The sequence below is a fragment of the Alteromonas sp. BL110 genome (assembly GCF_003443615.1).
Lineage (GTDB): Bacteria > Pseudomonadota > Gammaproteobacteria > Enterobacterales > Alteromonadaceae > Alteromonas.
Map to the genome: position 1 here is coordinate 2,383,029 of NZ_CP031967.1, position 25,190 is coordinate 2,408,218.

Consider the following 25,190-nt stretch of genomic DNA (forward strand, 5'->3'; position numbering starts at 1 on the left):
AGCACTCGCCGTTCTCCCAAGAGGAGCTTGTCATGAAGTTCGATTCTATTAAATCTCGCCTAGTTTTAATGACCCTAGTATGCGTTATCGGTATGGCGGTACTTGTCGTCAGCCAGCATTACTTTACGCAACAACTTATTGGGTTACACCAGCAGCGTGAAGTGCTGCTAAGGATGGGGCAAGACCTGCTGCAAATGCGACGACATGAAAAAGACTTTCTTCTTCGCCACGAGACAGGATATTACGACAAGTTTCTCGAGCGGAGCTATGAATTTAAAGGTCGGCTAACGTCCCTTGTTCCTTTGTTCGCTGAATATAGATTGCCTGTAGCTGACGTGGAAAGTCTGTCATCTTCAATGGAAGCCTATAGCGGCACATTTCGACAGGTAGTATCGCTTCAAGAGCGGATTGGATTAACGCCAAACGATGGTTTAAGAGCGCGTATTACCGAGCTAGAAAATACCCTTAACGAAGGGCTGCTTGCTCAAAGCCCGCAAGCAAGTGAACTGTTAACTAATATCCAGCTGGCTACTCGTAACTATCAAATAAGCCAAGAAGGCGTTTACGCTAGGCAAATGATGACGTTGAGTGAGCGTTTAGCGTCTGAAAATCGCAGTACCGCTTTACTGAACGGCACTTTGGTTCAATATAGAGAAGCGCTTTTACAGTTAGTTGATGCATTCACTATCTATGGCGTGACCCACAATGAAGGGCTTCGTGGAGAATTTAGACAAAGCGCTCATAATGTTGAAACTCAGTTAAAAGGCGTTGATGCTGCGCTGCAACCCATGATCGAGCAACGAGAAGCGCAAGTGCGTATTTATAGCTTAAGTATTGCCGCGCTTACGTCTGTCGTGTTAATTCTGGTGCTGATCAAGAGTTTTGCGACATTTCATCGCGCATTTGTTAACTTTCTTACTTTCTTTTATCGCTGCAAGCGTCAGTATCAAATGATTGATACCAGAAAGTTAGGGTTTGCAGAGTTAAAGTCACTCGCAGAACTGGCGAATGAAATGGTCGAGTCGAAAAGAGATATTGAGGCGCGGCTCGCCAGCGTAGAAGCTGAGTTGGCCAATAAGAAAACCTCATAGCTTTCATTTAAAAGCTAGATGTAGGTAGATTTTTAAAAGCGGCCGACTCACTATTGCATTAACAAGGTATAAGCCAAGGTAGAAGCAAAGATGAAGTTTAACCGTTTAGGAAATAGCGACTTACAGGTGTCAGACATCTGTCTAGGAACAATGACATGGGGTATTCAAAATACTCAGCAAGATGCAGATGAACAAATAGCTTACGCTCTTGATAAAGGTGTAAATTTTTTAGATACCGCGGAAATGTATCCCGTTCCTCCTAATGCCGAAACTTATGGCGATACAGAGCGAATTATAGGTAATTGGATCTCGCGTAATGAAGCGAAGCGCTCAGATATTATATTGATGAGCAAAGTTGCCGGCAGCGGTTTGAAGTATATCCGTAATGCCGGTCCTATTACGTCTGATGCGGTTAGCAATGCGCTTACTGATTCGCTAGAGCGTTTAAATACTGATTATATTGATGTTTACCAGCTACATTGGCCGAACAGAGTAACGCCACACTTCGGAAAACATTGGCCTGATGGCGCGGATCCCACGAAAACGAATCGCGAAAAAGAAATAGATGGTATGCGCGATATCCTTATGGGAATTAAGCGCGCATTAGACGAAGGTAAAATAAGACATTGGGGGCTATCGGACGATACGCCTTGGGGCATTCACATCTTTCTTACTCTTTGCAAAGAGCTTGATATGCCCCTCCCTGTGTCTATCCAAAACGAGTTCAGCTTACTGCACGCAAAAGACTGGCCGTATTTAATCGAAATGTGTGAGCTTGAAAATATCGCTTACCTACCTTGGTCACCGCTAGCGACGGGTATGTTAAGCGGCAAATACCATAATGGGGCAAGACCAGAGGGCAGTAGGTGGACACTAGCCCAGCGCATGGGGCTGTTTAGAGACAAAGCGCCTGCCCAGGCTGCCACAGCAGAATATGTGAAGATTGCTGAAAAAGCAGGAATAACACCATCACAATTAGCGTTAGCATGGTGTAAACAAGTACCGGGTGTTACCTCTACTATTATTGGGGCGACCACTATGCCTCAGTTAAAGGAAAATATCGATGCGTTTGATATGACGCTCTCAAGCGCGACGTTGGAGGAAGTTCACAAGGTATTTAGACAATATCCGTTAGGCTTCTAAACGCAATTTCTTCCAGCTTAAAATGGCGTGCTTTACTAGGGTTAGTTGATATTTGGTGTATATTAAACATCAACTAGCCCAGAGTATTTATCGTCATTTTTGTGTAATACGCACGTCATACTATAAATTTTTCAAGTATGAATCTGTGCGTATTATGTCAATGATTGACCCCCAAGCTGCTCAAACCCAAGCTGATCAAAATAATGTGGTGGGAAACACGCGCAATGTGCGTAAATGGCTTCTTTTAGTCTTGTTAGTGTATATCATGTTGCTTGCCGTCAGTATGATTGGCAGCGGCTTTAAATTTGCTGCAGGCGATCACGCTAAAACCCTTTTCAGCTTTGCCTCTAACCCTGTGATGGGGTTGATTATCGGTATGGTTTGTACTGCGCTTATTCAGTCTTCAAGCACGGTTACTTCAATTATTGTTGGAATGGTGGCGGGTGGTTTACCAATAACCATTGCTATACCCATGATGATGGGGGCGAATATTGGAACCAGCATAACTAACACCTTGGTAAGTCTAGGGCATGTTGCAAGAAAAGATGAATTTCAACGGGCTTTCAATGCTGCAACGATCCATGACTTCTTCAATGTGCTATCTGTATTGATATTTTTGCCGCTGGAAATGGCGTTCGGTATTCTAGAATTTTTGAGCGGCCAGTTAGTGGCACTCTTTCACACAGGGGAAGCTATGGGAGTAGGGGGCTTTAACCCTATTAAAGCGACCACCCAACCTATTACCGACCTTGTAACACAAGCCTTTTCACTTTTACCTTCCATTTATCCGGGGGTAGCCAAAATCATTCTTGGCATAGGCCTAATTATGCTTTCTATTACTTACATGGGTAAGATTATGAAGTCGCTTATGGTAGGTAAGGCGAAGGCACTCCTACATACCAGTATTGGTAAAGGTCCGCTTTCTGGCATTGCCTCAGGTGCGGTAATGACTGTGCTGGTGCAGTCATCATCAACCACAACGTCGCTCATGGTTCCTCTGGTGGGGAGTGGCATTTTAAAAGCTAAGGAAATTTACCCGTTTACTCTGGGCGCGAATATAGGTACCTGTATAACGGCATTAATTGCTGCGCTAGGTGTAGTGGGCGTAAATAGTGGCTTTGCACTGCAAATTGCGCTGGTCCATCTCATTTACAACGTTCTGGGTGTTACGCTAATTTACGGGCTACCCTTATTGCGCAATATTCCACTTAATTTGTCTTACCAATTATCGGTTGTTGCTGCAGAACGAAAAATGTATGGCGCAGCATATGTAGGAGGGTTATTTTTCATTATGCCCTTGGGCATCATTTTTTCTACCATGTAAATGCTTACTAAGGCAAAAGCGCTTGCTCAAGAACAAAAAAAACGGCGCTGATGCGCCGTTTCGTTATTAGGTATTAGTATTTAATTAAAATGCGTATTTAGCTGAAACTTGGAAGCGATTCATGTCGCCTTCAAGGCCTGCTTCAATTTCACGTTTTGCGAACGCATATTCAGCTCCAACAGTTAGCGCTTTCGTTGGCGAGTACAAGTAGTTCACACGTGTGCTGTACGTACTTTCAGTCGTATTTAAGCCAGTAAGCGTTACGTCGTTGTCAGCTTCAAACGCCGAGAACATGATGCTGCTGCGCGCTTTTTCGCTCCATTTGTGTCGATACGCAATGCCGTAACCTGTTGAGTCAATGGCTTCAAGGTCGCCACTTTCTGTAAGGACGGCGCCATTTACCGCGTTAAGCGCAGAGTATCGGCCTAAACCTTTACCGGTATTGAAAGTGAATCGAATATCATCGCCATTTGATAAATTATATTTACCTGTTAACGATACGCCAAAGCTGGTTTCATCAGCATCAATGCCAGCGGCGTTGTCATAAGAAAGTTGTCTAACTAGGCCCGCTACTTTTACATAACCCCAGTCTTGCTTTGTGGTGTAGGCTGCAACTAAATCTGGAACACTGCTGTCATCACTGGTGATCCTGCTACCACCACCAAACGGTGTAATCGTAGATTCTGGGTTTTCTAGTGCAACCTGAAATCCGCCGTTGGTATATCTCACCATAACTTGACGGCCAAAGGTGATACCGTCAGTGGTACCGATGAAATCAAGCGATTCTGGCAGAGAGCCTACGTCCATGAAAGTGGTCCAAGTTTGGCCTACCAACCAGTTTTTATAAGTTAAATAAGCGTGGCGTACTCGCGGAGTATAGGAGTTGCTGATACGTTCATCACCGCCACTAGTTACAACAAAATCAAGTTCAAACACACCGTTAATGGTGTCACCTTCGGCAGTAGGTGTTGACGTGGCAAAGCGGAAACGAGATGTTCTGATGTGTGCATCGAATTGCGGATCTTCGTCAACGCCACCAACGGGAGTTAGTGAAGGTATATAAAAATCTCTGCCTACGCTACCCGAGGCAATGGTGCCATCTGAATAGTCGCTTACCATAGCGTCAACTTTAATATAGCCCGTGAATTTCACACTAGTGTCGCCGATCGTTGCTGCTTGTGCTGTGCCGCCCGCCGCCAGGCACAGCGCTACTGCAGTAGCGGTATTTTTTATTTTAGCTTTCATCGTGTCTGTTCCAAAAAAGTGGTTAAATAAATGTAAATTCAACGTTAACATTGCTGATTGTGTACTTATTATCTCAAATTTAAATAAGCCGATGGTCGCATAAGACTATAGTCTTACTACTTTTAGTTTAACTTTTTTACTAGTACCTTAGTTTTATGCTGCTAAGACCAAAGTCTCATTTTGCTTTGTGGGTGAATAGCTAGAGTGTTTCACCATACAACAAGAATTTTACATTATTGATATTGGAGGCAATCTTTATGACCGCCAGCAAAACTTATCCTGTGCCTGAGAACATTCTTCAATCTACTCATTTGACTGCATCGCAGTATGACCAGATGTATAAGCAGTCAGTGGAGCAACCCGAAGCGTTCTGGGCTGAGCACGCGTCTATGCTTGAGTGGTACCAAAAGCCAACCAAAATTAAAAACACCATGTTTGGTGAAAATGATGTGTCTATTAAATGGTTCGAAGACGGTGAGCTAAACGCTAGCTACAACTGTATTGACCGTCACTTGGCAAACAATGCCACGAAAGTTGCCTTTCATTGGGAAGGCGACTCACCGGAAGACAGCCAAGATGTGACATATCAACAGGTGCATTATGAAGTATGTAAGTTAGCCAATGCACTTAAAGAGATGGGGGTAACGAAAGGCGATCGTGTGGCTATTTATATGCCTATGGTGCCTGAAGCTGCCTACGCGATGCTTGCGTGTGCACGTATTGGTGCGGTTCACTCGGTGATTTTTGGTGGGTTCTCACCCAATGCTATTGCCGATCGTATTAATGACAGTAGTGCAAAGGTCGTTATTACTGCCGATGAAGGGCGCCGCGCAGGAAGAAGTATTCCGCTTAAAGCCAATGTAGACAAAGCACTTGCGAATGATGCCTGCCCATCTATTACACATGTTTTGGTGCATAAATTAACGGGTGGCGACGTAGACTGGAACGAGAAACACGATGTGTGGTGGCATGAAGCTGTGGACGGTATGTCTGCCCAGTGTGAACCTGAAGTAATGAATGCGGAAGACCCATTGTTTATTCTTTATACATCAGGTTCTACTGGAACGCCAAAAGGTGTGGTACATACAACAGGCGGTTATCTACTTTATTCCGCTATGACCTTTAAATACGCTTTCGATTACAAAGACGATGACGTTTATTGGTGTACTGCTGATGTAGGCTGGATCACAGGTCACAGCTATATGGTTTACGGCCCTATGGTAAATGCTGCATCACAAGTGTTCTTCGAAGGTGTACCGACTTATCCAGACGTAAAACGCATAGCTCAGGTAGTAGAAAAATATAAAGTAAACAGTCTATATACTGCGCCAACGGCTATCCGCGCGTTAATGGCTCACGGTGACGTGCCTGCTGAAGGTTGTGACGTATCGTCACTTCGTCTGCTCGGCACCGTGGGTGAGCCAATTAACCCAGAGGCGTGGGAATGGTATCACCGGGTTATTGGTGAGGGCCGTTGTCCTATTATCGATACATGGTGGCAGACTGAAACAGGCGGGCATATGATTTTGCCTCTGCCTGGCGCCACAGAATTGAAACCAGGCTCGGCAACCCGCCCATTCTTTGGCATACAGCCGGCGCTATTTGATGCTGACGGCAATGAACTTGAAGGCGCGGCAGAAGGTAATCTGGTGATTAAAGATAGCTGGCCTAGTCAGGCTAGAACGGTATACGGCGATCACCAGCGCTTCATTAATACCTACTTCAGCGCATATAAAGGGGTGTACTTCACAGGTGATGGCGCACGTTGTGACGAAGATGGCTTTTACTGGATCACCGGCCGCGTAGACGACGTACTAAATGTATCTGGTCACCGTTTAGGCACGGCTGAAATAGAAAGTGCGCTTGTTGCCCATTCTAAAGTGGCTGAAGCTGCGGTGGTCGGTTTCCCTCACGATATTAAAGGGCAGGGGATATATGTTTACGTTACACCTAATGAAGGTGTTGAAGCAGACGAAGCGCTGACTAAAGAGCTTAAAGCATGGGTACGACAAGAATTAAGCCCTATTGCCACACCGGATATGATTCAGTGGTCACATGGATTACCTAAGACTCGTTCTGGTAAGATTATGCGCCGCATCCTTCGTAAAATTGCGGCCAATGAACACGAGCAATTAGGTGACACATCTACATTGGCGGATCCATCGGTTGTTGATACACTAATAGAGGAACGTCTGAATAAGTAGAATTAAGGAAATAGACAATGATAACCCTTCTAATCGCTGATGATCATCCGCTGTATCGCGATGCACTACGAGGCGCATTGTCGTTGTCACTTCCTGCTCTTACCCTTAAAGAGGCCGGAGATCTAAACACCACTGTCGATATTCTCAATAATGAGGATATCGACCTGTTGCTTCTTGATTTGCATATGCCAGGCAGCAATGATTTGTTTGGCTTGCTTCACATCCGAAAACTCTTCCCTGAACTTCCTGTTGCCGTGGTTTCTGGTACGGAAGACACCACGCTTATTTCAAAGATCATTAGTGTTGGGGCACTCGGTTTTATTCCCAAAACAGCCAGTGCACAAGATATTGCTAATGCAGTTGAGGCTATTTTAGATGGCGACGTATGGCTGCCTGAAAACTTAAGCGAAGATGTTGATGAAGTGGATGAAGCGTTTTCTGAACTTGCTGACAAAGTTGCGTCGCTTACGCCTTCCCAGTATAAAGTGCTTTGCTACATGCGCGATGGGCTATTAAATAAACAAATTGGTTTTAATTTAGATATTGCAGAGGCCACAGTTAAAGCGCATGTTACCGCTATCTTTAAAAAGTTGGGCATTAATAACCGCACCCAGGCGGTACTTATTGCTTCGCAGCTTGAGCTGGAGCCGCCGGTTCAGTAGCATCGTACTTAAGCACGGCTTCAGACATAGCAAATTCAGGTAAAAACTTCTCTAACGCCAAGCGGCTTTGCTCACTCAATAGCGGGTTGTCGATTTCAATAATCGTGCGTCCTTCAGTTAGGGTCATCCCTTCTTTGAAGTTTTTATGAGCGAGCAGTAATTCTTGAAATTTACCGGTTTCAAACAGCATCAGTAGGCCTTCAGCGATGCGACCTGCTAATGCCTGATTATCACTGCCAACAAAGAAAAAGATAGGGCTTGGGTATGAGATGATAAGGTTGTCATCGATAGTTAAGCCTTTCGATAAGTTTTTGTCGGCAAACTCTTCGTTAATTTCCATCACGCTTCTTGGAAACATGTCGGCGAACCCTTCCGAAACAATGCGAAATGAAGCGCGATACGTGGTTTCCAAAACAGGAATATCATTAGCCCGAAAAATCTTTGTATCAGGCCAGTCATACCCTAAAACCGCGCGAAACTGCTGGAGAGTTACGAGGTTTTTTACCTCTTTTAGTCGCACATCGCCTTCTTTAACAAACAAGGCACGCTTACCAAATAGCCCAGCCATGATAGGAATGCGAATAGGGATAAACTGACGCTCGCGCTCCGTTGACGTTACGCTCCACGTAACATCTAGCATATTGTGTTCGAGACTTCGTAACTGGCGTTCTTGGGCTGTTTCTTGGTCGCTCACAATTAGTTCAAAGGTACCGTATTGCGACTGTGTAATACGCAAAGCTTCTGTTAGCAGAGTTTTCGCGTAAGAGTAAACGCTATCCCTCCCTGGGTGGACGTTGGGTAACCGTAAAACGGTATGAGGTAAGTCTGCGCTTACCTCATCAGAAGGCGGCTGTTGCCCGTGAACAACGAAGTGTGTAAGTAAACTCATCAACAGAATGATACGGCTTAGTGATTTAGCTTTGATATCCATATTTTTTTAACTCATTTACGTGATGCGAGCCTTGCTACAAACAGCCTAAAGTATAACCTCTTTTTTAGCCGCTAGTCTTTTCCTGTAAGTAAAAAGTCGTGTTCGGGGTCTACAATAAACTGTCCACTCATTGCCTCTCTGCCAAGTAGCATTAAATAAGTCATTTCAGAGCGGTCTGTAAGCGTTAACTGGATATCCCACTGGAATCCGTCCATAACAATAGGTGTAATGATAACATAGCGTTTCTCACGTGTAGCCGTAGAGCTTTTTACGCGTTTTTTGCCTTCAACTCGTGCTTCCCTGCGAACTACACGCTCAACATTATGAATATCTGGGTGGATATCAAACTTTATCCAGAGTTCATCGTTGTGATCAAACTCTTCGATGTTGTCTACATGCAGTGACGACGTTGCCGCCCCTGTATCAACACGTACGGTTAAGTCGGAGATAGCAAGTTTGGGCAAGTCGCACAGTTCTACTGCTCCAACAATTTTTTTATTGTTCATCCGTTTTCTACCAATTTATAAAACAGGGCTTTGCTCTGGTGGCAATAAATTGTCTTGTAATAGTTCTACGTGTTCGGCAACAGTATCAGGCTCTGAAAAGTATGCAATGTGGTAAACGGCTTCACCCTCTTGCGTCAGAGGAATATTTTGTTTACCAATGACAACCCCTTCAGCAGGGCTTTCAAGGCTGTCCAAATAATTGCCAAACGGGTCTGCAATAGTGGCCAGTTTGTCGCCTTTTTCAACATGATCGCCTAGTTGGGCTAGATGATTAACAAATCCACTTTCAGGGGCGCGTACCCAGCCACTTTGTCTGGCAATGAAACGCTCAATGCTATGCCCTTTGCTGCGGCTTTTGTTGAGCATGCCTAAATGGCGCATGGTATTGATAATACCTTTTACACCTGCGCGAATAGAAAATTCGTCATAGCGCAGTGCTTGTCCTGCTTCATAAAGCAGTATCTTAACGCCATTTTCACTGGCCGCTTCGCGTAACGAACCGTCCCGTAATTCCGCATTTAATAATACCGGCACACCAAACGCTTTAGCCATTTCTAGCACTTCAGGGTCATCAAGGTCCGCGCGAATCTGTGGCAAGTTACTACGGTGAATAGCGCCCGTATGAAGATCAATGCCCACGTCACATTTACTGACGACTTCTTTGAAAAACAAGTTCGCCAAGCGGCCGGCCAAGGAGCCTTTTTTACTGCCGGGAAAGCTGCGGTTCAAATCACGTCTGTCGGGTAAATATCGAGATTGGTTTAATACGCCGTAGACGTTAACCATGGGGACCGCTATTAAAGTGCCTCTAATTCGTTCAATCGCTTTTGAGCGGATTAGACGGCCGACTATCTCAATACCATTTAGTTCGTCACCATGTATAGCGGCGCTTACAAACATAACAGGGCCTGGCCGTTTTCCACGTTTTACATAAACCGGAATGCTCATGCTAGTAGCTGTGTAAAGCGGCGGCATCTCTAGCTCTATCTTTTTAGTTTCACCAGGAGCAATGCTTTCACCCCCAATTTTTAAAACATCGTTTACCACTAACGTTTTCCTATGTTTACGTTACTGCGTAGGTTAAAAGGGTTAGCCTTTGCCACGGGTTTTTGTTTTGTGCGGGCCTGCGCTTTTTTCAATAAATTCAATAATCATGCTGGCAACGTCTTTGTTGGTCGCTTTTTCGATACCTTCTAAGCCTGGTGAAGAGTTAACTTCCATCACTACAGGGCCGTTGTTCGAGCGAAGAATGTCTACACCACAGCAGTTAAGCCCCATAGTTTTTGCCGCATCTACCGCCGTTTTGCGCTCGGCAGGGCTTAAGCGAACCAAGCTCGCCTGACCACCGCGATGTAGGTTAGAACGAAACTCACCAGGAGCTGCCTGTCGTTTCATGGCCGCAACCACTTTTCCACCCACCACGAAGCAGCGAATATCCGCGCCGCCCGCTTCTTTGATAAACTCCTGCACTAATATACTGGCGTTAAGCCCCATAAAGGCTTCAATTATCGATTCTGCCGCTTTTTGGGTGTCAGCTAATACTACACCTATACCTTGGGTACCTTCGAGTAGCTTAATCACCACTGGTGCGCCGCCCACGGTTTTAATTACATCGTCAATCTTATCCGGGTGATGAGCAAAGCCAGTTCTAGGCATGCCAATGCCTTTGCGGGATAAAAGCTGTAGAGAGCGTAGTTTATCTCGAGAACGGCTAATAGCCACTGACTCATTGAGGCTATAAGTGCCCATCATTTCAAACTGCCTAACTACGGACGTACCGTAAAAACTCACAGACGCACCAATACGTGGAATTACGGCGTCGTAATAAGGAAGTTTCTCACCGTTGTAGCGGACAGAGGGACGCGCACTCGTAATATCCATGTAGCAGTGCATAGTGTCGATAACGTCGACCTCGTGCCCGCGAGCCTGCCCAGCTTCCACTAAGCGTGAAGTGGAGTAAAGGCGTGGATTTCTTGAAAGAATAGCAATGCGCATTATAAAAAAGCCTGTAGTTTGTGAATATTTTCTCGGTGAATCGACTTGTTAATTACTACGTTAGAACGCGAGTATACCAATCTGCATAGATAATCGCCCACTCAATAGGTTAATTTCTATGCGGACTGGTATTAAAATTAGACAAGTCATTTTTGCGCGCATACTAATTGAAGTGGTAGGGGGTGTCTTACGAATAATTCTTGTTGTGTCGATTGCTATTAATGCATGAACTTGTCTGTTAATCACGTTAGCATTAGAGCGCCTTGGCTTTTTTAAAAGGAAAAACAGTTAAAGGGGCCAGTATGCGTGACAAAAACAGTAAGGAAAGAGTAAATGAATGAGTGGTGGCATGGTTTTTTGGCATGGTTAACTCAGTACCAGTCAAACGTCGTGTTCAGTGGTTTGGTTTTACTGTTTTATTTGGCTATGTCGCGGAAGTTGCTGCCAAAACTAGAAACCAATATTGAAAAGTCGAAGCTTAAATCTAATAGTGCTTTAAAAGGACTTTTCGCGGCGCGTGTTATTGTCGCTACAGTATCGCTTGCCTTACTATTACTTGCTTGGGGTATCGACTTCTCAGGGCTTTTGGTTCTTTCAACGTCAATTATCACGGTGACTGGAGTAGCGCTTTTTGCAAGCTGGTCACTTATTAGCAATATCACAGCATACTTTATTTTGTTAACCAATGTGGCTTATCGGCGCGGCAATCATGTACGTATTCTCGATGGGGATAACTACATAGAAGGCGTTATAGCAGATATTGGACCGTTTAGTACGCGTTTGCTTACTGCAGACCGCGAAACTATGATGTACCCGAACAACTTGATTTTAACTCGTCCAGTTTTGCTTAACCCTAAGGAAAAGTGGGGCGCAATGGGTAAAATTGTGGCTAAGTCTAGCGTAGAAACGCCGGTGGTTAAGTTGGAAGACGCTAAACCACACGAAGAGTTACTTTAGGCGCTTTTTACCCAAACAGTGCAAAAATGTTCGTAAAGCTACACACCCACTCATTAAACGTTCTTGGCTTCCCTAATATAGCGCGTCATACTTTGAAGTAGCGCGCGAAGTTTTGCAGGTTTTAAGGGCTTCGCTAAAAAGTTGACACCTTGAGCCTTACACTGAGTTACTAGGTTCTCATCGGGTGTTGCAGTTATAAGCGCAGCTGGCACTACAATATTTAGTCGGTGTCGTATTTCTTCTATGAGCGCAAGCCCATTTTTTTCACTCTCAAAGCTAAGCTGGTAATCCATTAGTAAAATTTGAGGCTGAATAACTTCACAAACCTTCAGAGCGTCATCCCAGTTATTCGCTAAGAAAACGTTCACTCCCCATTTTTGTAAAAGGGTTTGCATAGCATCTAAGTTTTCTCTTTGGTCGTCCACGCAAAGCACATTCATTCCAGTAAATGTAGTGCTACGCGGCTTGGCAGTAATATTAGAAACCCGTTTAGGTTCGGCTTTAACAAGGGAAAACGCAAAGCAGCTCCCTTTGCCGACCTTCGAGTTAACACTAATATCACTGTTTAACTGTAGACTTAAGCGACGTACCACACCTAAACCTAGACCTAACCCATGCTCTTTACTTTCGTTGGCCCGAAAGAAGTCGCCAAATATACTGTCTTTTTTGTCATTTGATATACCAATACCCGTATCGAGAATCTTGAAGTAAACGGATCCTTTAACAGGTTTGACAGTGAAAAGAACGCGTCCTTTTTCGGTGTATTTCACTGCATTTGATAACAAGTTTTGGGTAATTCGATATAAATAGGTTTTGTCTCCTCGTACCCAACAAGGGCGGATCATAGCTTTAAAACCTAGCCCCTTTTCACGGGCGCGCATAGCCATTTCATCAACGAGCGGAGAGAGTAGAACGCGTACATCGATTGATTCAATATCGGGTTTCATTTCCCCTTGATCTAACCTTGCAATATCAAGCAACGTGCCTATGAGTGTTTCACTTGAACTGACGCTGTGGCCAAGTTTCTGAATAATAGTCTGGGCCTGTTCAGACAGCTCTTGCTCTTCTAATGCACTTACATAAAGCTTAGCTGCATTAAGCGGCTGAAGTACATCATGACTGGCAAGGGCTAAGAAACGGGTTTTACTGGCATTGGCATCTTCAGCAGCTTTTCTTGCCCTTATTAGTTCTTTTTCTGCCTCGGAGCGGCGTTCTATTTCTAAGCGAAGCTCAGCGTTAATGGAGTGCACTTCTTCTGTACGCTTCTTGATACGCGCTTCAAGATCAATGTTCGATTCTTCAAGCGCTTGCTGAATTTCCACATGCCCTGTGATGTCATTGAAGCTAGTTACAAAGCCGCCGCCAGGTAGTGGGTTACCCACCATTTCAATGACCCGACCATCTTTACGTTGGCGAGTAAATCGATGGGGCATGCCGGAGCGCAAATGTGCCAAGCGCTTTTCTACTTCAGCGTCGACATTGTGAGTACCAAACTCGCCTTGAGACGCGTTGTAACGAATGAGCTTTTCAATGGGAGTACCAACAGCAAGTAAGTTGTCAGGATAAGGGTATAGGTTAGCGTAGCGTTTATTCCAAGCCACCAAATTCAAGTGCTTATCTACCACGCTAATACCCTGGTCCATGTTTTCAAGCGAGGTTAATAGCGCCGTCATATTAAACTGCATCGCCTGTGTGGTATCGTCGAAAAAGTTAATTACCTCAGTGAAATCCATTTTCTTACCACGCAGCGCACTGTCTAAAAGCACTTTCGCACTAGAGGCGCCAATAACCCCGCCAAGGGCGCGTTCACAGAATGATAAAAACGATTCATTAGGTGTGTCCGTATGGCTTAACTGGCAGTCATTTAGCTTTTGATATTGCGCAAGCAGCTGGTCGCAACGACCTGTGCCCATAAAGGTAGAAAGCAGAGTGATAAGGTCAGACACAGTGACGTTTGTGGCTTGGGCTTTAACCGTGTTGTTACTAGAAATGGCCGGAGAAACGAACGCTTCTGCCTGTATTCTGTCGATAAGGCGCTGGGGAGCAAAATGAGAAAACAGTATGTACACTAGGCTGTTTGCGGCCAAGCTAATCATAGCGCCCTGGCTGATAAGTTCGTTTTGCTCCATTTGAGAAACTTGCTCACTTACAATAGGAAGCACTAACCAAAGTACCCAGATAACAAGCCCGACCATAAGCCCTGCATAAACGCCGTGGGCATGAGCGCGTTTCCAATAAAGACCGCCAACAATGGCGGGCATCAGCTGAATAACCAGTGAAAACGCAATAAGGCCAATAGAGTGAAGAGAACGACTGCTGGTCATTTGCTGATGGTATAGAAAAGCCATCAACAAAATAAACGCAATAACAATCCGTCTAATTAGACGGATTTTTCTAGACACGTCCTTTTTGTCATCGGTGTTGCCTGTAAACGCTAATATACGTGGCAATATCACGTCATTGGTAAGCATAGTACTCAGGGTCAGCGTGGCGACTATGATCATAGCAGTAGCCGCAGATAAACCTCCTACAAAGACAATGACCTGAAGAAGTGCTGACTCAGAAAACATCGCAAGAGACAAAACATAAGAGTCAGGTTCAATGCCTTGATTAGCAAAAATGGCTTTACCCGCAATAGCAATAATAGGGATGACCGCGGAAATGATGGTTAAGTAAAGCGGGAATAGCCAACGCGCCGTGCGAATGTGCCCTAGGCTCAAGTTATCGATGATAGCGACGTGAAACTGACGAGGTAAGCAAACAATGGCTGCCGCAGCCATTATAGTTTGTGCAATGAAGCTAAAAGAACCGAACTGTGCAAGTGCAATCTCGTTAGTAAAACTTTCGAAAAATGCGCCAGATTGGGTGCGCTTCCACGCGCTGTAGCCCACAATAGCAACCAGCACTAAAGCAAGTAGCTTAATGGTGGACTCAAAGGCTATGGCCAGCATCAGACCACGTCTATATTCTGTTACGTCAGTTTGGCGCGTACCGAAATAAATTGCAAAGGCAGCAATAAAGCCCGTGGCGGCAATGATAATTCCATTGCTGTTAGGTTGCTGAGTTAACAGTTGAAAGGTGGCGCCTACCGCTTTTAACTGAAGCGCAATATAGGGAATGGTTGCGAGCAGAGCAATAAGCGTAACGACTAACGCGACGGTTTGACGTTTGCCATAGCGTGACGCAATAAAGTCTGAAATAGTTGTGATATGTTGTTTTTTACTGACCAATGTCAGTTTATAAATAAACTTGTATCCCAGTGCATAGACTAAGATGGGCCCGAGCATAATCGGAAGATAAATCCACGTGTCCCTGCTTGCTTGCCCCACCATGCCAAAGAAGGTCCAAGCGGTACAATAGATTGCCAGGGCTAAGGAATAAATGGCGGGGTGGGAGGTCAGCGCTCTTGCGGTAGGTGAGTTCTTTTCTCCCCAACTTGCTAATGAAAACAGCAAAAAAAGGTACAAGACTGCAAGCGTTACCCAACCAAAAACCATAATCTTCCTTTAACGTAGTTTTAACAAGTGTGCTGATATTATAATCATTTCGACCATGGTCTACCTACGACCATGGTCTCATTTTGAATTTCAAACCTCAGGTCTAGAGTAATAGCCGACCTCCTAGATGCTTGACTTTTGCTGCTTTGTTTCTGTCGTATACAAAAGTTTCAAACGCAGCAATAACGTTAACAAAGCCGAGCGTTAGGGAATTGTAAAATCATAACAACTAGTTAACCTGACATGAGGGTGAAACAATGGCATTTAGAAACGAAGAGGACAAAAAAGCCTACTGGAGTGAAAACCTAGCGCTCCTAGCTAAGCTTTTAGTCGTTTGGTTCGTCGTATCATTTGGTGCCGGCATACTGTTTGTCGATATCTTAAATGAAATTCAGTTCTTTGGCTTTAAATTAGGCTTCTGGTTTGCACAACAGGGCTCAATTTACGTATTTGTTGCATTGATCTTTGTCTATATGGCGAAGATGAACGCCATGGACAAACGCTACGGCGTAGATGAGGAGTAAATCATGGACGTTCAAACTTTAACATTTATTATCGTTGGCGCGTCGTTTGCGCTGTATATCGCAATTGCAATTTGGGCCCGCGCTGGGTCGACGAATGACTTTTATGTAGCGGGTGGCGGCGTACCGCCTGTTATGAACGGTATGGCTACAGCGGCAGACTGGATGTCGGCAGCATCGTTTATTTCAATGGCGGGTCTTATCTCATTTATGGGGTACGACGGTGCGGTATACCTTATGGGCTGGACCGGCGGCTATGTTCTACTTGCTCTTTGTTTAGCCCCTTACCTACGTAAGTTCGGTAAGTTTACGGTCCCTGACTTCATTGGCGATCGTTACTACTCTCAAACTGCACGTACTGTTGCGGTATTTTGTGCCATCTTTGTTTGCTTCACATACGTTGCAGGTCAAATGCGTGGCGTAGGTGTAGTATTCAGCCGCTTCTTAGAGGTGGATATTGTGTCTGGCGTGGTTATCGGCATGGTCATTGTGTTCTTCTACACGGTACTTGGCGGCATGAAAGGTATTACCTACACACAGGTGGCGCAGTATTGTGTAATGATATTCGCTTACATAGTGCCTGCTGTGTTTATCTCTATGATGGTAACAGGGCATATCCTGCCGCAAACCGGCTTCGGTGCTACTCTCGCGGACGGTTCGGGGGTGCATATGCTGCAAAAGCTCGACAACTTATCCGTCGAACTCGGGTTCAATGAATATACCTCAGGGACAAAAAGTACCATTGATGTATTCTTTATTACTTTTGCGTTGATGGTGGGTACTGCGGGCCTTCCGCACGTAATTGTTCGCTTCTTCACTGTGCCTAAAGTTCACGATGCGCGTAAATCAGCAGGTTATGCCTTAGCATTTATCGCCATTCTTTATACTACAGCACCTTCGTTAGCAGCATTCGCTCGTGTGAATATGATTGAAACCATTAACGGTCCAGAAATGACGGGCACTAGCTATGCAGAAGCACCGTCGTGGATTAAAAATTGGGAACAGACTGGCCTTATCGCGTTTGAAGATAAAAATGGCGATGGCAAGATGTTCTATTCGGGTGATGAGCGCAACGAAATGAAAGTTGACCGCGACATCATGGTATTGGCTAACCCTGAAATTGCGAACTTACCAGCATGGGTGATTGCGCTTGTCGCAGCGGGTGGTGTAGCTGCGGCTCTCTCTACCTCGGCGGGCTTACTGCTGGTAATTTCAACATCAGTATCCCACGACTTACTGAAGCGGAACTTTATGCCGAATATTACCGATAAAGCCGAGCTGATGTACGCCAGATTGGCAGCAGCGGTAGCTATTGTCATTGCAGGTTACTTTGGTATCAATCCGCCCGGATTTGTGGCGCAGGTGGTCGCCTTTGCTTTCGGCTTAGCGGCGTCGAGTTTCTTCCCAGCCATTATAATGGGTATCTTTAGCAAGCGTATGAACGACAAAGGTGCTATTGCAGGAATGATTTCAGGCATTGCGTTTACTGCGGCTTACATTATTTACTTCAAGTTCGTAAATCCGGCTGCTAATACGCCTGAAAACTGGTGGTTTGGTATTTCTCCTGAAGGTATTGGTACTTTGGGTATGATGGTGAACTTCATTGTGGCTTTCTTGGTGTTCAAGGCAACAGATGAAGCGCCTGAAGAAATTCAAGAGCTGGTTGAGAGCATTCGTTATCCTAAGGGGGCGGGTGAAGCATCAGCGCACTAAGTTAGTATTGCCTTAAGATAGGCTTTAGCAAAATAAAACCAATCTACTGGCGAAAGTGAGTAGGTTGGTTTTTTCTTTTTGTGAACTGGACAACCTCTATGACTGCAATGGCTAAACAAGTTGAAGACTTTCTCGATACATCCGCGCCTTTTGATTCGCTAGATAGCGAGCAAAAGCTTAAGCTAGTGAAACATACTGAACTGGTATATTTAACTGCGGATAATGTGGAGGAACTGCAAAAGGGTAAAGCGTCACTTTTCCTTATCCAAACCGGGCAGTTTTCTGTAAAAGACTCAGATGCGCCTTTGCGCCATTTAAGTGAAGGGGATTACTTTGGCTACGCAAACATACTAGAAAAGCGAAATTTTCCACTAAGCATAACAGTAGACAGCCCGGGGCTGGTCTATTGTTTTGATGCACCAGCTGTAGAACCTTTATTAGAGATACCTACAATACGGCATTTTTTTGATGGCCTTAGTAATAACGCTCTGCAAAATCATGCCATTTCAGATAGTAATTCAATGTGGCTTTACAAGGGGCTTTTAGACGTTATCGAAAAAGCACCGGTTTCCGTCGATGTCCAAACCTCAATTACGGCTGCAGCTCAGTTAATGACATCGCAAAAAGTTTCCTCTTTGTTAGTAACAGACCAAGATAAGCTAATTGGTATTATTACTGACCGCGATTTAAGGTCGAGAGTGGTGGCAGCTTCGTTAGACACTCATCTCCCAGTGAGCCAAATAATGACAGCTAGCCCAGCTCAAATTATGGGAAATAGGACTTTATTTGATGCGTTAGCACTGATGACGGAAAAAAACATTCATCACTTACCTGTTATTGATAATCAAACGCTAGTGCCCCTTGGCATGGTAACCGCTAGCGATATCATTCGTCATCAGAGAGGAAACGTACTTTTCATTATCGGTGAGTTGAGCAAAGCTGATAATCTTTATGAGCTTACGCGTTTGTCGTGGCAACTGCCTCATTACTTTTCGGCCCATGCAAAAAAAGCAGGTGATTACGACATTGCTGGGAAAATATTGTCACAAGCAACCGATATCATGACCAGAAAGCTAATTGGCTTTTTCCAACAAGCTAACGGTAAAGCCCCCATGATGTTTGCGTGGTTGGTGTATGGTTCACAAGCCCGAGAAGACCAAACCATGGGCTCAGATCAAGACAACGGGTTACTTCTTGCAAAGCGACCTAACGAAGTACAAGCTGAATACTTTTCGAATATGGCCCAGTACGTATGCAACGGGTTGGCGAAGTGCGGCATTAAGCTTTGTGATGGCAATATTATGGCCAGTAACCCTAAGCTGAGGTTATCCCTTGATGAGGCGCTCGAAGAAGCTAAACAGTGGGTAAAAGCACCCACTAAAGATGCAATTATGCATTTTAATATCTTTCTGGATGTACGGTGTGCCGCGGGGGATGTAAGTTTATTTAAGCAGCTTCAAAAACAACGTGCTCCTTTAATGCAACAAAACATGTTTTTAGCAGCCCTTACCAGACATAGTAACGAAATATCGGTGCCGCTTTCTATGTTCCAGAAGTTTGTTTATGAAAAGGGGAGAAAAGAGAAAGACGTTATTGATTTAAAGACCCGAGCTGTTGCATTGATCAATAACATCGCAAGAATTTATGCTCTCGCCGATGGCGTAACCTTGCCCAACACACTCGCGCGTTTAGAAGCGTTATCTGCCCGTTCTCAACTGTCAAAACGCGATGCAGCGAATCTTAGCGATATTTGGCTATTCCTTAATCGCTTGCGATGGCGTCATCAACTGGAAAATAAAGTTACCGATAATCGCGTGTCCATATCAAGCCTGTCATCCATTGAAAAGCACCAGCTTAAAGCTGCCTTCAAAGCCATAGAAAGAACGAATCAAGTAATGGTGATGAAGTTTTCAGGTGGCGTAAGTTAATTGATATGATCAAGAGATTGCTAAAGGTGTGCGCACAGACGTTCACGAGTAAAGCAAAGCTGAAACAGCGCCTTCGTGAACTCGATGTTTACAATACATCGTTTACTGCAGTGGATTTGGAACTTACGTCGCTAAACCCTGCAACATCGCAAATTACTTCCCTGGGTTATGTAAGTGGCGCGGGCGGCCGTATTGATTTGTCGACGGCCGGTTATCATGTGATCAACACAGACGCAGACCTAGGACAAAGCCCTGTAATCCACGGGTTAACCTTTGATATTCTGCAAAAAGGTGAAAATTTAGCGGGGGCACTTCATGCACTCAAGCCGTTATTCCAACAAAACATACTTGTTTTTCATAACGCTAGGTTGGACTTAATGGCGTTAAACAGCGCTTTTGAGCAGTGCGCTGTACCAAAACTAGAGGTGATTTATATTGATACCCTGCAGCTTGCGCTATATCAGTTAAACAAGCAGCATCAGGTTTTGCCAAGTAATAGTGCTACATTAAGTGTGTGCCGCCAGCGCTTAGACCTTCCGGCTTTCAATGAACATAACGCGTTAGATGATGCGTTAGCTACACTTCAGCTTTTTTTAGCCCAGTTGACGGAACTAGGTATAAAGAAAGAGGCTACGCTGGATTGCTTGCTTCACACCAAAGCAGTTGGGTACATCCAGCTAGGCGGGAACTAGAAACTTTTTATCGTATGTGATGGGCTAGGGATCTTTGCTTTTTTAGTAGGCGTAAGTGGAGGAGATATTAACCGGTTCCGCCCGGAAGTTTTAGCTGCATACAAGTTTTTATCCGCTTCCAGCATTACATAATCAATCGTTTTATCATCGTTGGCGGTTTTTATCGCTAAGCCAGCACTCAATGTTATACGCCCGTACTCAGACGAATTATGAAGAATATTGAGGTTGTAAACGGTTTGCAATAGGCGTTCGGCAACAGCTACTGCCCCTTCCACATCAGTGTTTGGTAAAATCACTAAGAACTCTTCACCACCAATTCTAACTAATTTGTCCATAGGGCGAAGGAGAGCGTCGTTTATTGTTTTACTGACCTTCCATAAGCAGCTATCACCATCTAAATGCCCATACATATCGTTGAATAGCTTAAAATGATCAACATCAAATATAACTAAAGACAATGGGGTAGCATTGCGTTCGCTGTCTTTGACTAGTCGGGGGAGATAGTCATCTAAATAGTGTCTGTTGTAGGCGCCGGTTAACTTGTCAATATAGATGAGTGTTTCTAAGAAATCACTTCTGAGCTTGTGTTGAAGATGCGACTTTACGCGATTGCGTAGCGTACAAGCATTTACTGGCTTTACTACAAAGTCTACACAACCAGAATCCCAACATCGAGATTCTTCCTCTTCTGTTGATGAAGAGGTGACGAAAATAATAGGTATGTGTTCACAGGATGGCTTTTGTCTAAGCAGCGCTGTGGTTTCGTGCCCATCCATTTCCGGCATAGAGACATCCATAAGGATTAAGTCTGGCTTGTTATGCTTGCAGTACTCAATAGCTTCCCTTCCTGAGCTCACAGAAAAACACGCCACTGTTTCGTCGAGTAGCGTTTCTAAAATAAGTCTACTGCTAGCTTGATCGTCGACAATCAGTACGCTGCAATCAGTTAAAGTCCGATCGCCGACTTGGTCAATGTACACGGGAGCTCCTAAACACACATATTCGTGTTTGAATAGTAAGAATACGCCTGAATCTTGAAAAGAACATTAATCAAAAGTGTAATATTTTAGGCGCTGGGTTTAACTTTAATGTTATCTGCCTTCTCTTAGAAACCTTTAATTTCCTACAGCGTTTTCTAGAAAAAAATGCTGCAATTCAGTTTTATCAATGTATAAGTGCGATCGTCAACTTTTAGGTAAACAGATTAATAAACGCAAGCCCATAAACGCCAAGTGTGCAAAGAGCGCCTACCACATAAAAATAGCTTCTTGGACTAGGGTTCTTTTCAGTGGCAACGGCATAGTATAGGGCCATATGAAGAATACGACTTAGTGCGAACACCCAAATCACAATAGCGAGTATGTCCGTAGGGGCGCCAAGAAATATGCAAAGCAGGGCGGGCAGCGTAAATTGGTGAATATTCTCAAGCGAGTTATGAAATGTTCTGTGGCTTCTGAACACAAAACTATCATGGCTCAATTCTTCGCTGACTTTACCGGGAATGTAGCGAGACTGCTTTCTATGCGCAACAGCGGCTACAATATTTTGAACGAAAACCGTAAAGCTGATGACTAATAGACCAGCAATACTGTATGTGTATACCGTAAACATATGAACTCCTTTTCTAGTCCAAAAAGCAACGTCAAATATTTGAAGCTCTAATGACATCGATACTGATTTATTTGTTCAACTAGTGCGCTTGCTAGTACTAGAACAATGAAAATTGCGTTTTATATGATTTTACTTACGGAGAAGTTATTTGAAGAGATCGATGGGTTTTATAAAGAAAAGCAAAGATCTACTTAAGGCGACCTTTACTTTTCTTGTTACTAAAACATCTTATAGAGATGCTTTCACATCGTTTGGAAGTAATACCGTATCAATAACATGAATGACACCGTTGCTAGTCATCACATCAGCTTTTATCACTTGCGCGTCGTTTATCATGACTTTGTTCATACTGGTAGACACCATTACTTCACTGCCTTCCACCGTAGTGGCATTCGTTAGTGCCGATACGTCTTTTGCTGTTACTTTACCCGCCACCACGTGATAGGTAAGAATTTTCGTGAGTGTCTGTTTGTTTTCTGGCTTAAGCAGCATTTCAATCGTTCCATCTGGTAAAGCCGCAAAGGCATCATCAGTTGGAGCAAATACGGTAAATGGACCTTCTCCCTTTAACGTACTCACTAGGTCGGCTGACTTAACAGCGGCAACTAATGTTGAAAACATATCATTGCTCGCGGCAGTATCGACAATATCTTTTTGCTCACCTTCAGCGTGATGGCCAGCGAAAACGTTCGTACTCAAAACAACGAAAAACAGCGCACTCATTAATTTCTTCATAATCTTTCCTTTAATATAAAAACGGGCTTTGAATGAAATTCACCATCCTTCGTACTGCCTACTACCTAGAGCTTGCTGGGCTTTGATGTAAAAGAAAAGTCAACAGGCTTTCATGATAGCCACTAAAAGGTACTGAATCTAAAGTTGTTACGGCGTTGTCTAATAATTTGATGATTAACTTTGTGTAATGCCTATAAAGGGCCGTTTAGTATTAAGAGGTGGGGAGTGATACATCAGTGAGTTAGCGCAAGGCCATAATGTTTTCCTGCGACGAAGTACTATCATGTCAGTTGTAAATAAAATGTAAAAAATATATTTATCTGCTATAGTTTTAAACTATCGAGTAACTAAAATAGGTGCCTGATATGAATGCTCGACTAGTTTTGATTTGGCTACTATGTTGTTTTCTGAGCGCTTGCCAGTCTACTGACGAGCAAAACTTAGCTTCCCCGCCTACTTTATTAAACGATAGCCTATTCCCGTCATACCATTTGTTTCCCGTAGAGACCATCGACGAAATTTTTTACTTAGGTGAAGACGCTCAGTTTTTTGCTGAAAAAGCGGTACATAACAAAAGCATTTTGCAGAAAAACGTTAAAGGTTTAGTGAAAGCTATTTTTGACCATTCTGATTACGGCATGCTTTATCGTAACAGTGCGAACACGACAGCAGACACTACCTTTAACAATCGGGCAGCAAACTGTCTATCCCTATCAATTATGACCTATGCGCTTGCCGAACATGTCGGTTTAGCCGCAACCTTTTATGAAGTAGATATTCCAGAGTATTGGACACGAAGAGAGGGATATAGTCTGCTCAATGGGCATATTAATATGCGAGTCTCAATACCTGAATCCAATCACGTAACATCGATTGGAGGTTCATGGGCAGACGTAGACTTCGACCCGCAAATGTTACGCAACTACTTTCCAAGAAAGCCAGTATCGAAAAACAAAATTGTGTCTATGTACTACAACAACAAAGGGGCAGACGCACTGGTTGCAAATAGCTACACAAGGGCTTATAGCTACTTTCGTGCCGCTGCTACACTCACTCCTGAATTACAGCAAAGCTGGGTTAACTTAGGCGTTTTATACAGAATGGTGGACGCTTATGAGCAGGCTGAGATGACTTACAAGCACGCGCTCTCTCTTGATGATGAAAACCTCACTGCATGGGAAAACTTATCTATTCTTTATACACATCAAGATAGAAATGAAGAAGCAATGCAGATTACGCAAATGGTTGATGCAAAGCGTAAGAATAACCCTTTTTATCACTACATATTGGGAGAGCAAGCGTTTGATGCCGGCGATATGATGGCTGCAATAGTGCATTATAGAAAAGGACTAAAGCTTGATAACGCGCGTCACGAGATTTTATTCGGCATGGCCAAAGCGTATCACGAGTTAGGGGATGTTAGCGAAGCGCAACGCTTCTTAGAAAGGGCCGTGAAGCATTCTCCAAACCAACAAGAAAAACAGCGTTATTCTTCTAAATTAGCTACCCTGGCAAGCAACTAAAAAAAAGCCGCAGACTAGCTGCGGCAAAAGAATAACACTACAAAAGGAACTTAATTTATATAACGCCCAGCTCACGAAGGCGCTCTTGCAGGTATGACCCTGCGGTATGACGTTCTGAAAGAACAACATCTGGTCTAGGGTGTAAGAATAGTGGCAATGAAATACGAGATTTCGTCATGTCAGCGCCATCTGGGTTTACAACCCTATGCGTAGTTGATGGGAAATATCCGCCTGATGCTTCTTGAAGCATATCGCCAATATTCACAATCAAGTTCCCGAAATCACAAGGAACATCAATCCAACTACCGTCTTTAGCTTGTACTTGCAATCCTGGCTCGTTGGCTGCTGGTAAGATAGTAATCAAGTTAATATCTTCGTGAGCAGCAGCGCGGATCGCGTCTACTTCTTCATCACCTTTTAGTGGTGGATAGTGCAGTATACGTAGCAAGGTCTGATCAGAATCTTTGATCATGTCACCTAGCGGTTGACTGTACTTATCGCTCACCTCTGAAGGAGAATGCTTTTTTATCCAACCCAATAGCTCTTTCGCTAATGTGTTTGCTTCCCCATAATACTGAGAAATTTGTGGATGTAGCGCTTCTGGGCACTGCCCCCACGGATAGAAGTGGTAATACTCTTTAATATCTTTTTTCGTAAAGCCCTTGGCTACCTCAGAAACACTCTGAGGGAAAAATCCGTCTTGTTTACCTTTGTTGTACAGGTAATCGTTCTTCTCTTCACTGTCGAAGAAGCCCTGCCAATTGTCGTAAATACCTTGAACTAATGACTGTTGGATAGGGTGATTTTTTAATACACCGAACCCTGTCTCGCGAAGTGACTTCACGAATTCTTCTTGTGCGTTTTCCGCTTGGTAATCAACAGCAACTAATTGCATAACTTTATCCCGTATAT

21 protein-coding genes are annotated in these 25,190 nt (G+C 44.1%); 11 read left to right on the forward strand and 10 right to left on the reverse strand.

The window, feature by feature from the left end; translation table 11 throughout:
- Positions 1-32: 32 nt before the first annotated feature.
- The 3 genes from D1814_RS10360 (at position 33) to D1814_RS10370 (ending at position 3,558) form a co-directional block, all read left to right on the forward strand.
- Positions 33-1,091: a chemotaxis protein gene (locus tag D1814_RS10360; RefSeq protein WP_118491968.1), complete on the forward strand. Its 1,059-nt coding sequence runs from the start codon at positions 33-35 to the stop codon at positions 1,089-1,091.
- A 90-nt stretch (positions 1,092-1,181) separates the two neighbouring features.
- Positions 1,182-2,234 carry an aldo/keto reductase gene (locus tag D1814_RS10365; protein ID WP_118491970.1) on the forward strand — a complete coding sequence of 351 codons (1,053 nt, stop codon included), beginning with the start codon at positions 1,182-1,184 and terminating at the stop codon, positions 2,232-2,234.
- 154 nt (positions 2,235-2,388) lie between these two features.
- Positions 2,389-3,558, forward strand: a complete 1,170-nt coding sequence (locus tag D1814_RS10370) for a Na/Pi symporter (RefSeq protein ID WP_118495364.1) — start codon at positions 2,389-2,391, stop codon at positions 3,556-3,558.
- Positions 3,559-3,642: 84 nt separating this feature from the next.
- On the opposite strand, the gene D1814_RS10375 is transcribed toward D1814_RS10370, so the two are convergent.
- The gene (locus tag D1814_RS10375; RefSeq protein ID WP_118491972.1) at positions 3,643-4,803 is read right to left on the reverse strand and encodes a DcaP family trimeric outer membrane transporter; all 1,161 of its coding nucleotides are present in this window, start codon (positions 4,801-4,803) and stop codon (positions 3,643-3,645) included.
- Between the two features lie 257 nt (positions 4,804-5,060).
- Here D1814_RS10375 and acs point away from each other — a divergent pair, with 257 nt between their 5' ends.
- Positions 5,061-7,007, forward strand: a complete 1,947-nt coding sequence (gene acs / locus D1814_RS10380) for an acetate--CoA ligase (protein WP_118491974.1) — start codon at positions 5,061-5,063, stop codon at positions 7,005-7,007.
- 17 nt (positions 7,008-7,024) lie between these two features.
- Positions 7,025-7,669 carry a response regulator transcription factor gene (locus D1814_RS10385; protein WP_118491977.1) on the forward strand — a complete coding sequence of 215 codons (645 nt, stop codon included), beginning with the start codon at positions 7,025-7,027 and terminating at the stop codon, positions 7,667-7,669.
- Here D1814_RS10385 and D1814_RS10390 read toward each other — a convergent pair.
- The 4 genes from D1814_RS10390 to rimK all read right to left on the reverse strand — a co-directional run bounded on the left by D1814_RS10390 (position 7,629) and on the right by rimK (position 11,101).
- The gene (locus D1814_RS10390) at positions 7,629-8,600 is read right to left on the reverse strand and encodes an amino acid ABC transporter substrate-binding protein (protein ID WP_118491979.1); all 972 of its coding nucleotides are present in this window, start codon (positions 8,598-8,600) and stop codon (positions 7,629-7,631) included. The genes D1814_RS10385 and D1814_RS10390 overlap by 41 nt on opposite strands.
- Positions 8,601-8,671: 71 nt before the next feature.
- The gene (locus tag D1814_RS10395; protein WP_118491981.1) at positions 8,672-9,106 is read right to left on the reverse strand and encodes an ATP-dependent zinc protease family protein; all 435 of its coding nucleotides are present in this window, start codon (positions 9,104-9,106) and stop codon (positions 8,672-8,674) included.
- Positions 9,107-9,121: 15 nt separating this feature from the next.
- A complete protein-coding gene (locus D1814_RS10400; protein WP_118491983.1) occupies positions 9,122-10,153 on the reverse strand; it encodes a succinylglutamate desuccinylase/aspartoacylase family protein in 1,032 nt (343 codons plus the stop codon).
- A 42-nt stretch (positions 10,154-10,195) separates the two neighbouring features.
- Positions 10,196-11,101, reverse strand: coding sequence for a 30S ribosomal protein S6--L-glutamate ligase (gene rimK / locus D1814_RS10405; RefSeq protein ID WP_118491985.1), 906 nt, complete (start codon positions 11,099-11,101; stop codon positions 10,196-10,198).
- Between the two features lie 333 nt (positions 11,102-11,434).
- Between rimK and D1814_RS10410 the strand changes: the two genes are divergently transcribed.
- Entirely contained in the window at positions 11,435-12,058 is a 624-nt protein-coding gene (locus D1814_RS10410) for a mechanosensitive ion channel family protein (protein WP_118491987.1), read from the forward strand.
- A 53-nt stretch (positions 12,059-12,111) separates the two neighbouring features.
- On the opposite strand, the gene D1814_RS10415 is transcribed toward D1814_RS10410, so the two are convergent.
- Positions 12,112-15,555 (reverse strand): PAS domain-containing hybrid sensor histidine kinase/response regulator, encoded by a 3,444-nt coding sequence (locus tag D1814_RS10415; protein WP_118491989.1) that lies wholly within the window; start codon positions 15,553-15,555, stop codon positions 12,112-12,114.
- 257 nt (positions 15,556-15,812) lie between these two features.
- Here D1814_RS10415 and D1814_RS10420 point away from each other — a divergent pair, with 257 nt between their 5' ends.
- The 4 genes from D1814_RS10420 to D1814_RS10435 all read left to right on the forward strand — a co-directional run bounded on the left by D1814_RS10420 (position 15,813) and on the right by D1814_RS10435 (position 20,409).
- Entirely contained in the window at positions 15,813-16,079 is a 267-nt protein-coding gene (locus tag D1814_RS10420; RefSeq protein WP_118491991.1) for a DUF4212 domain-containing protein, read from the forward strand.
- A 3-nt stretch (positions 16,080-16,082) separates the two neighbouring features.
- A complete protein-coding gene (locus tag D1814_RS10425) occupies positions 16,083-17,789 on the forward strand; it encodes a sodium:solute symporter family protein (RefSeq protein ID WP_118491993.1) in 1,707 nt (568 codons plus the stop codon).
- Positions 17,790-17,887: 98 nt separating this feature from the next.
- A complete protein-coding gene (locus D1814_RS10430) occupies positions 17,888-19,717 on the forward strand; it encodes a putative nucleotidyltransferase substrate binding domain-containing protein (protein WP_118491995.1) in 1,830 nt (609 codons plus the stop codon).
- Between the two features lie 5 nt (positions 19,718-19,722).
- Positions 19,723-20,409: a 3'-5' exonuclease gene (locus tag D1814_RS10435; RefSeq protein WP_118491997.1), complete on the forward strand. Its 687-nt coding sequence runs from the start codon at positions 19,723-19,725 to the stop codon at positions 20,407-20,409.
- Here D1814_RS10435 and D1814_RS10440 read toward each other — a convergent pair.
- The 3 genes from D1814_RS10440 to D1814_RS10450 all read right to left on the reverse strand — a co-directional run bounded on the left by D1814_RS10440 (position 20,406) and on the right by D1814_RS10450 (position 22,755).
- The gene (locus D1814_RS10440; RefSeq protein ID WP_118492000.1) at positions 20,406-21,389 is read right to left on the reverse strand and encodes a GGDEF domain-containing response regulator; all 984 of its coding nucleotides are present in this window, start codon (positions 21,387-21,389) and stop codon (positions 20,406-20,408) included. The two genes, D1814_RS10435 and D1814_RS10440, sit on opposite strands and share 4 nt — an antisense overlap.
- A 211-nt stretch (positions 21,390-21,600) precedes the next feature.
- Entirely contained in the window at positions 21,601-22,020 is a 420-nt protein-coding gene (locus tag D1814_RS10445; protein WP_118492002.1) for an MAPEG family protein, read from the reverse strand.
- Between the two features lie 228 nt (positions 22,021-22,248).
- Positions 22,249-22,755 (reverse strand): fasciclin domain-containing protein, encoded by a 507-nt coding sequence (locus D1814_RS10450; protein WP_118492004.1) that lies wholly within the window; start codon positions 22,753-22,755, stop codon positions 22,249-22,251.
- Between the two features lie 365 nt (positions 22,756-23,120).
- Between D1814_RS10450 and D1814_RS10455 the strand changes: the two genes are divergently transcribed.
- Positions 23,121-24,278 carry a tetratricopeptide repeat protein gene (locus tag D1814_RS10455; RefSeq protein ID WP_118492006.1) on the forward strand — a complete coding sequence of 386 codons (1,158 nt, stop codon included), beginning with the start codon at positions 23,121-23,123 and terminating at the stop codon, positions 24,276-24,278.
- 55 nt (positions 24,279-24,333) lie between these two features.
- Here the strand turns inward: D1814_RS10455 and D1814_RS10460 are convergent, their stop codons facing one another.
- Positions 24,334-25,173, reverse strand: coding sequence for an isopenicillin N synthase family dioxygenase (locus tag D1814_RS10460; RefSeq protein WP_118492008.1), 840 nt, complete (start codon positions 25,171-25,173; stop codon positions 24,334-24,336).
- Positions 25,174-25,190: the final 17 nt, after the last annotated feature.

What these genes read in the sequence shown, in the direction of transcription:
- D1814_RS10360 (WP_118491968.1), top strand. Translation starts at nt 33, where the DNA reads ATGAAGTTCGATTCTATTAAATCTCGCCTAGTTTTAATGACCCTAGTA.
- D1814_RS10365 (WP_118491970.1), top strand. Translation starts at nt 1,182, where the DNA reads ATGAAGTTTAACCGTTTAGGAAATAGCGACTTACAGGTGTCAGACATC.
- D1814_RS10370 (WP_118495364.1), top strand. Translation starts at nt 2,389, where the DNA reads ATGTCAATGATTGACCCCCAAGCTGCTCAAACCCAAGCTGATCAAAAT.
- D1814_RS10375 (WP_118491972.1), bottom strand. Translation starts at nt 4,803, where the DNA reads ATGAAAGCTAAAATAAAAAATACCGCTACTGCAGTAGCGCTGTGCCTG.
- acs (WP_118491974.1), top strand. Translation starts at nt 5,061, where the DNA reads ATGACCGCCAGCAAAACTTATCCTGTGCCTGAGAACATTCTTCAATCT.
- D1814_RS10385 (WP_118491977.1), top strand. Translation starts at nt 7,025, where the DNA reads ATGATAACCCTTCTAATCGCTGATGATCATCCGCTGTATCGCGATGCA.
- D1814_RS10390 (WP_118491979.1), bottom strand. Translation starts at nt 8,600, where the DNA reads ATGGATATCAAAGCTAAATCACTAAGCCGTATCATTCTGTTGATGAGT.
- D1814_RS10395 (WP_118491981.1), bottom strand. Translation starts at nt 9,106, where the DNA reads ATGAACAATAAAAAAATTGTTGGAGCAGTAGAACTGTGCGACTTGCCC.
- rimK (WP_118491985.1), bottom strand. Translation starts at nt 11,101, where the DNA reads ATGCGCATTGCTATTCTTTCAAGAAATCCACGCCTTTACTCCACTTCA.
- D1814_RS10410 (WP_118491987.1), top strand. Translation starts at nt 11,435, where the DNA reads ATGAATGAGTGGTGGCATGGTTTTTTGGCATGGTTAACTCAGTACCAG.
- D1814_RS10415 (WP_118491989.1), bottom strand. Translation starts at nt 15,555, where the DNA reads ATGGTTTTTGGTTGGGTAACGCTTGCAGTCTTGTACCTTTTTTTGCTG.
- D1814_RS10420 (WP_118491991.1), top strand. Translation starts at nt 15,813, where the DNA reads ATGGCATTTAGAAACGAAGAGGACAAAAAAGCCTACTGGAGTGAAAAC.
- D1814_RS10425 (WP_118491993.1), top strand. Translation starts at nt 16,083, where the DNA reads ATGGACGTTCAAACTTTAACATTTATTATCGTTGGCGCGTCGTTTGCG.
- D1814_RS10430 (WP_118491995.1), top strand. Translation starts at nt 17,888, where the DNA reads ATGACTGCAATGGCTAAACAAGTTGAAGACTTTCTCGATACATCCGCG.
- D1814_RS10435 (WP_118491997.1), top strand. Translation starts at nt 19,723, where the DNA reads ATGATCAAGAGATTGCTAAAGGTGTGCGCACAGACGTTCACGAGTAAA.
- D1814_RS10445 (WP_118492002.1), bottom strand. Translation starts at nt 22,020, where the DNA reads ATGTTTACGGTATACACATACAGTATTGCTGGTCTATTAGTCATCAGC.
- D1814_RS10450 (WP_118492004.1), bottom strand. Translation starts at nt 22,755, where the DNA reads ATGAAGAAATTAATGAGTGCGCTGTTTTTCGTTGTTTTGAGTACGAAC.
- D1814_RS10455 (WP_118492006.1), top strand. Translation starts at nt 23,121, where the DNA reads ATGAATGCTCGACTAGTTTTGATTTGGCTACTATGTTGTTTTCTGAGC.
- D1814_RS10460 (WP_118492008.1), bottom strand. Translation starts at nt 25,173, where the DNA reads ATGCAATTAGTTGCTGTTGATTACCAAGCGGAAAACGCACAAGAAGAA.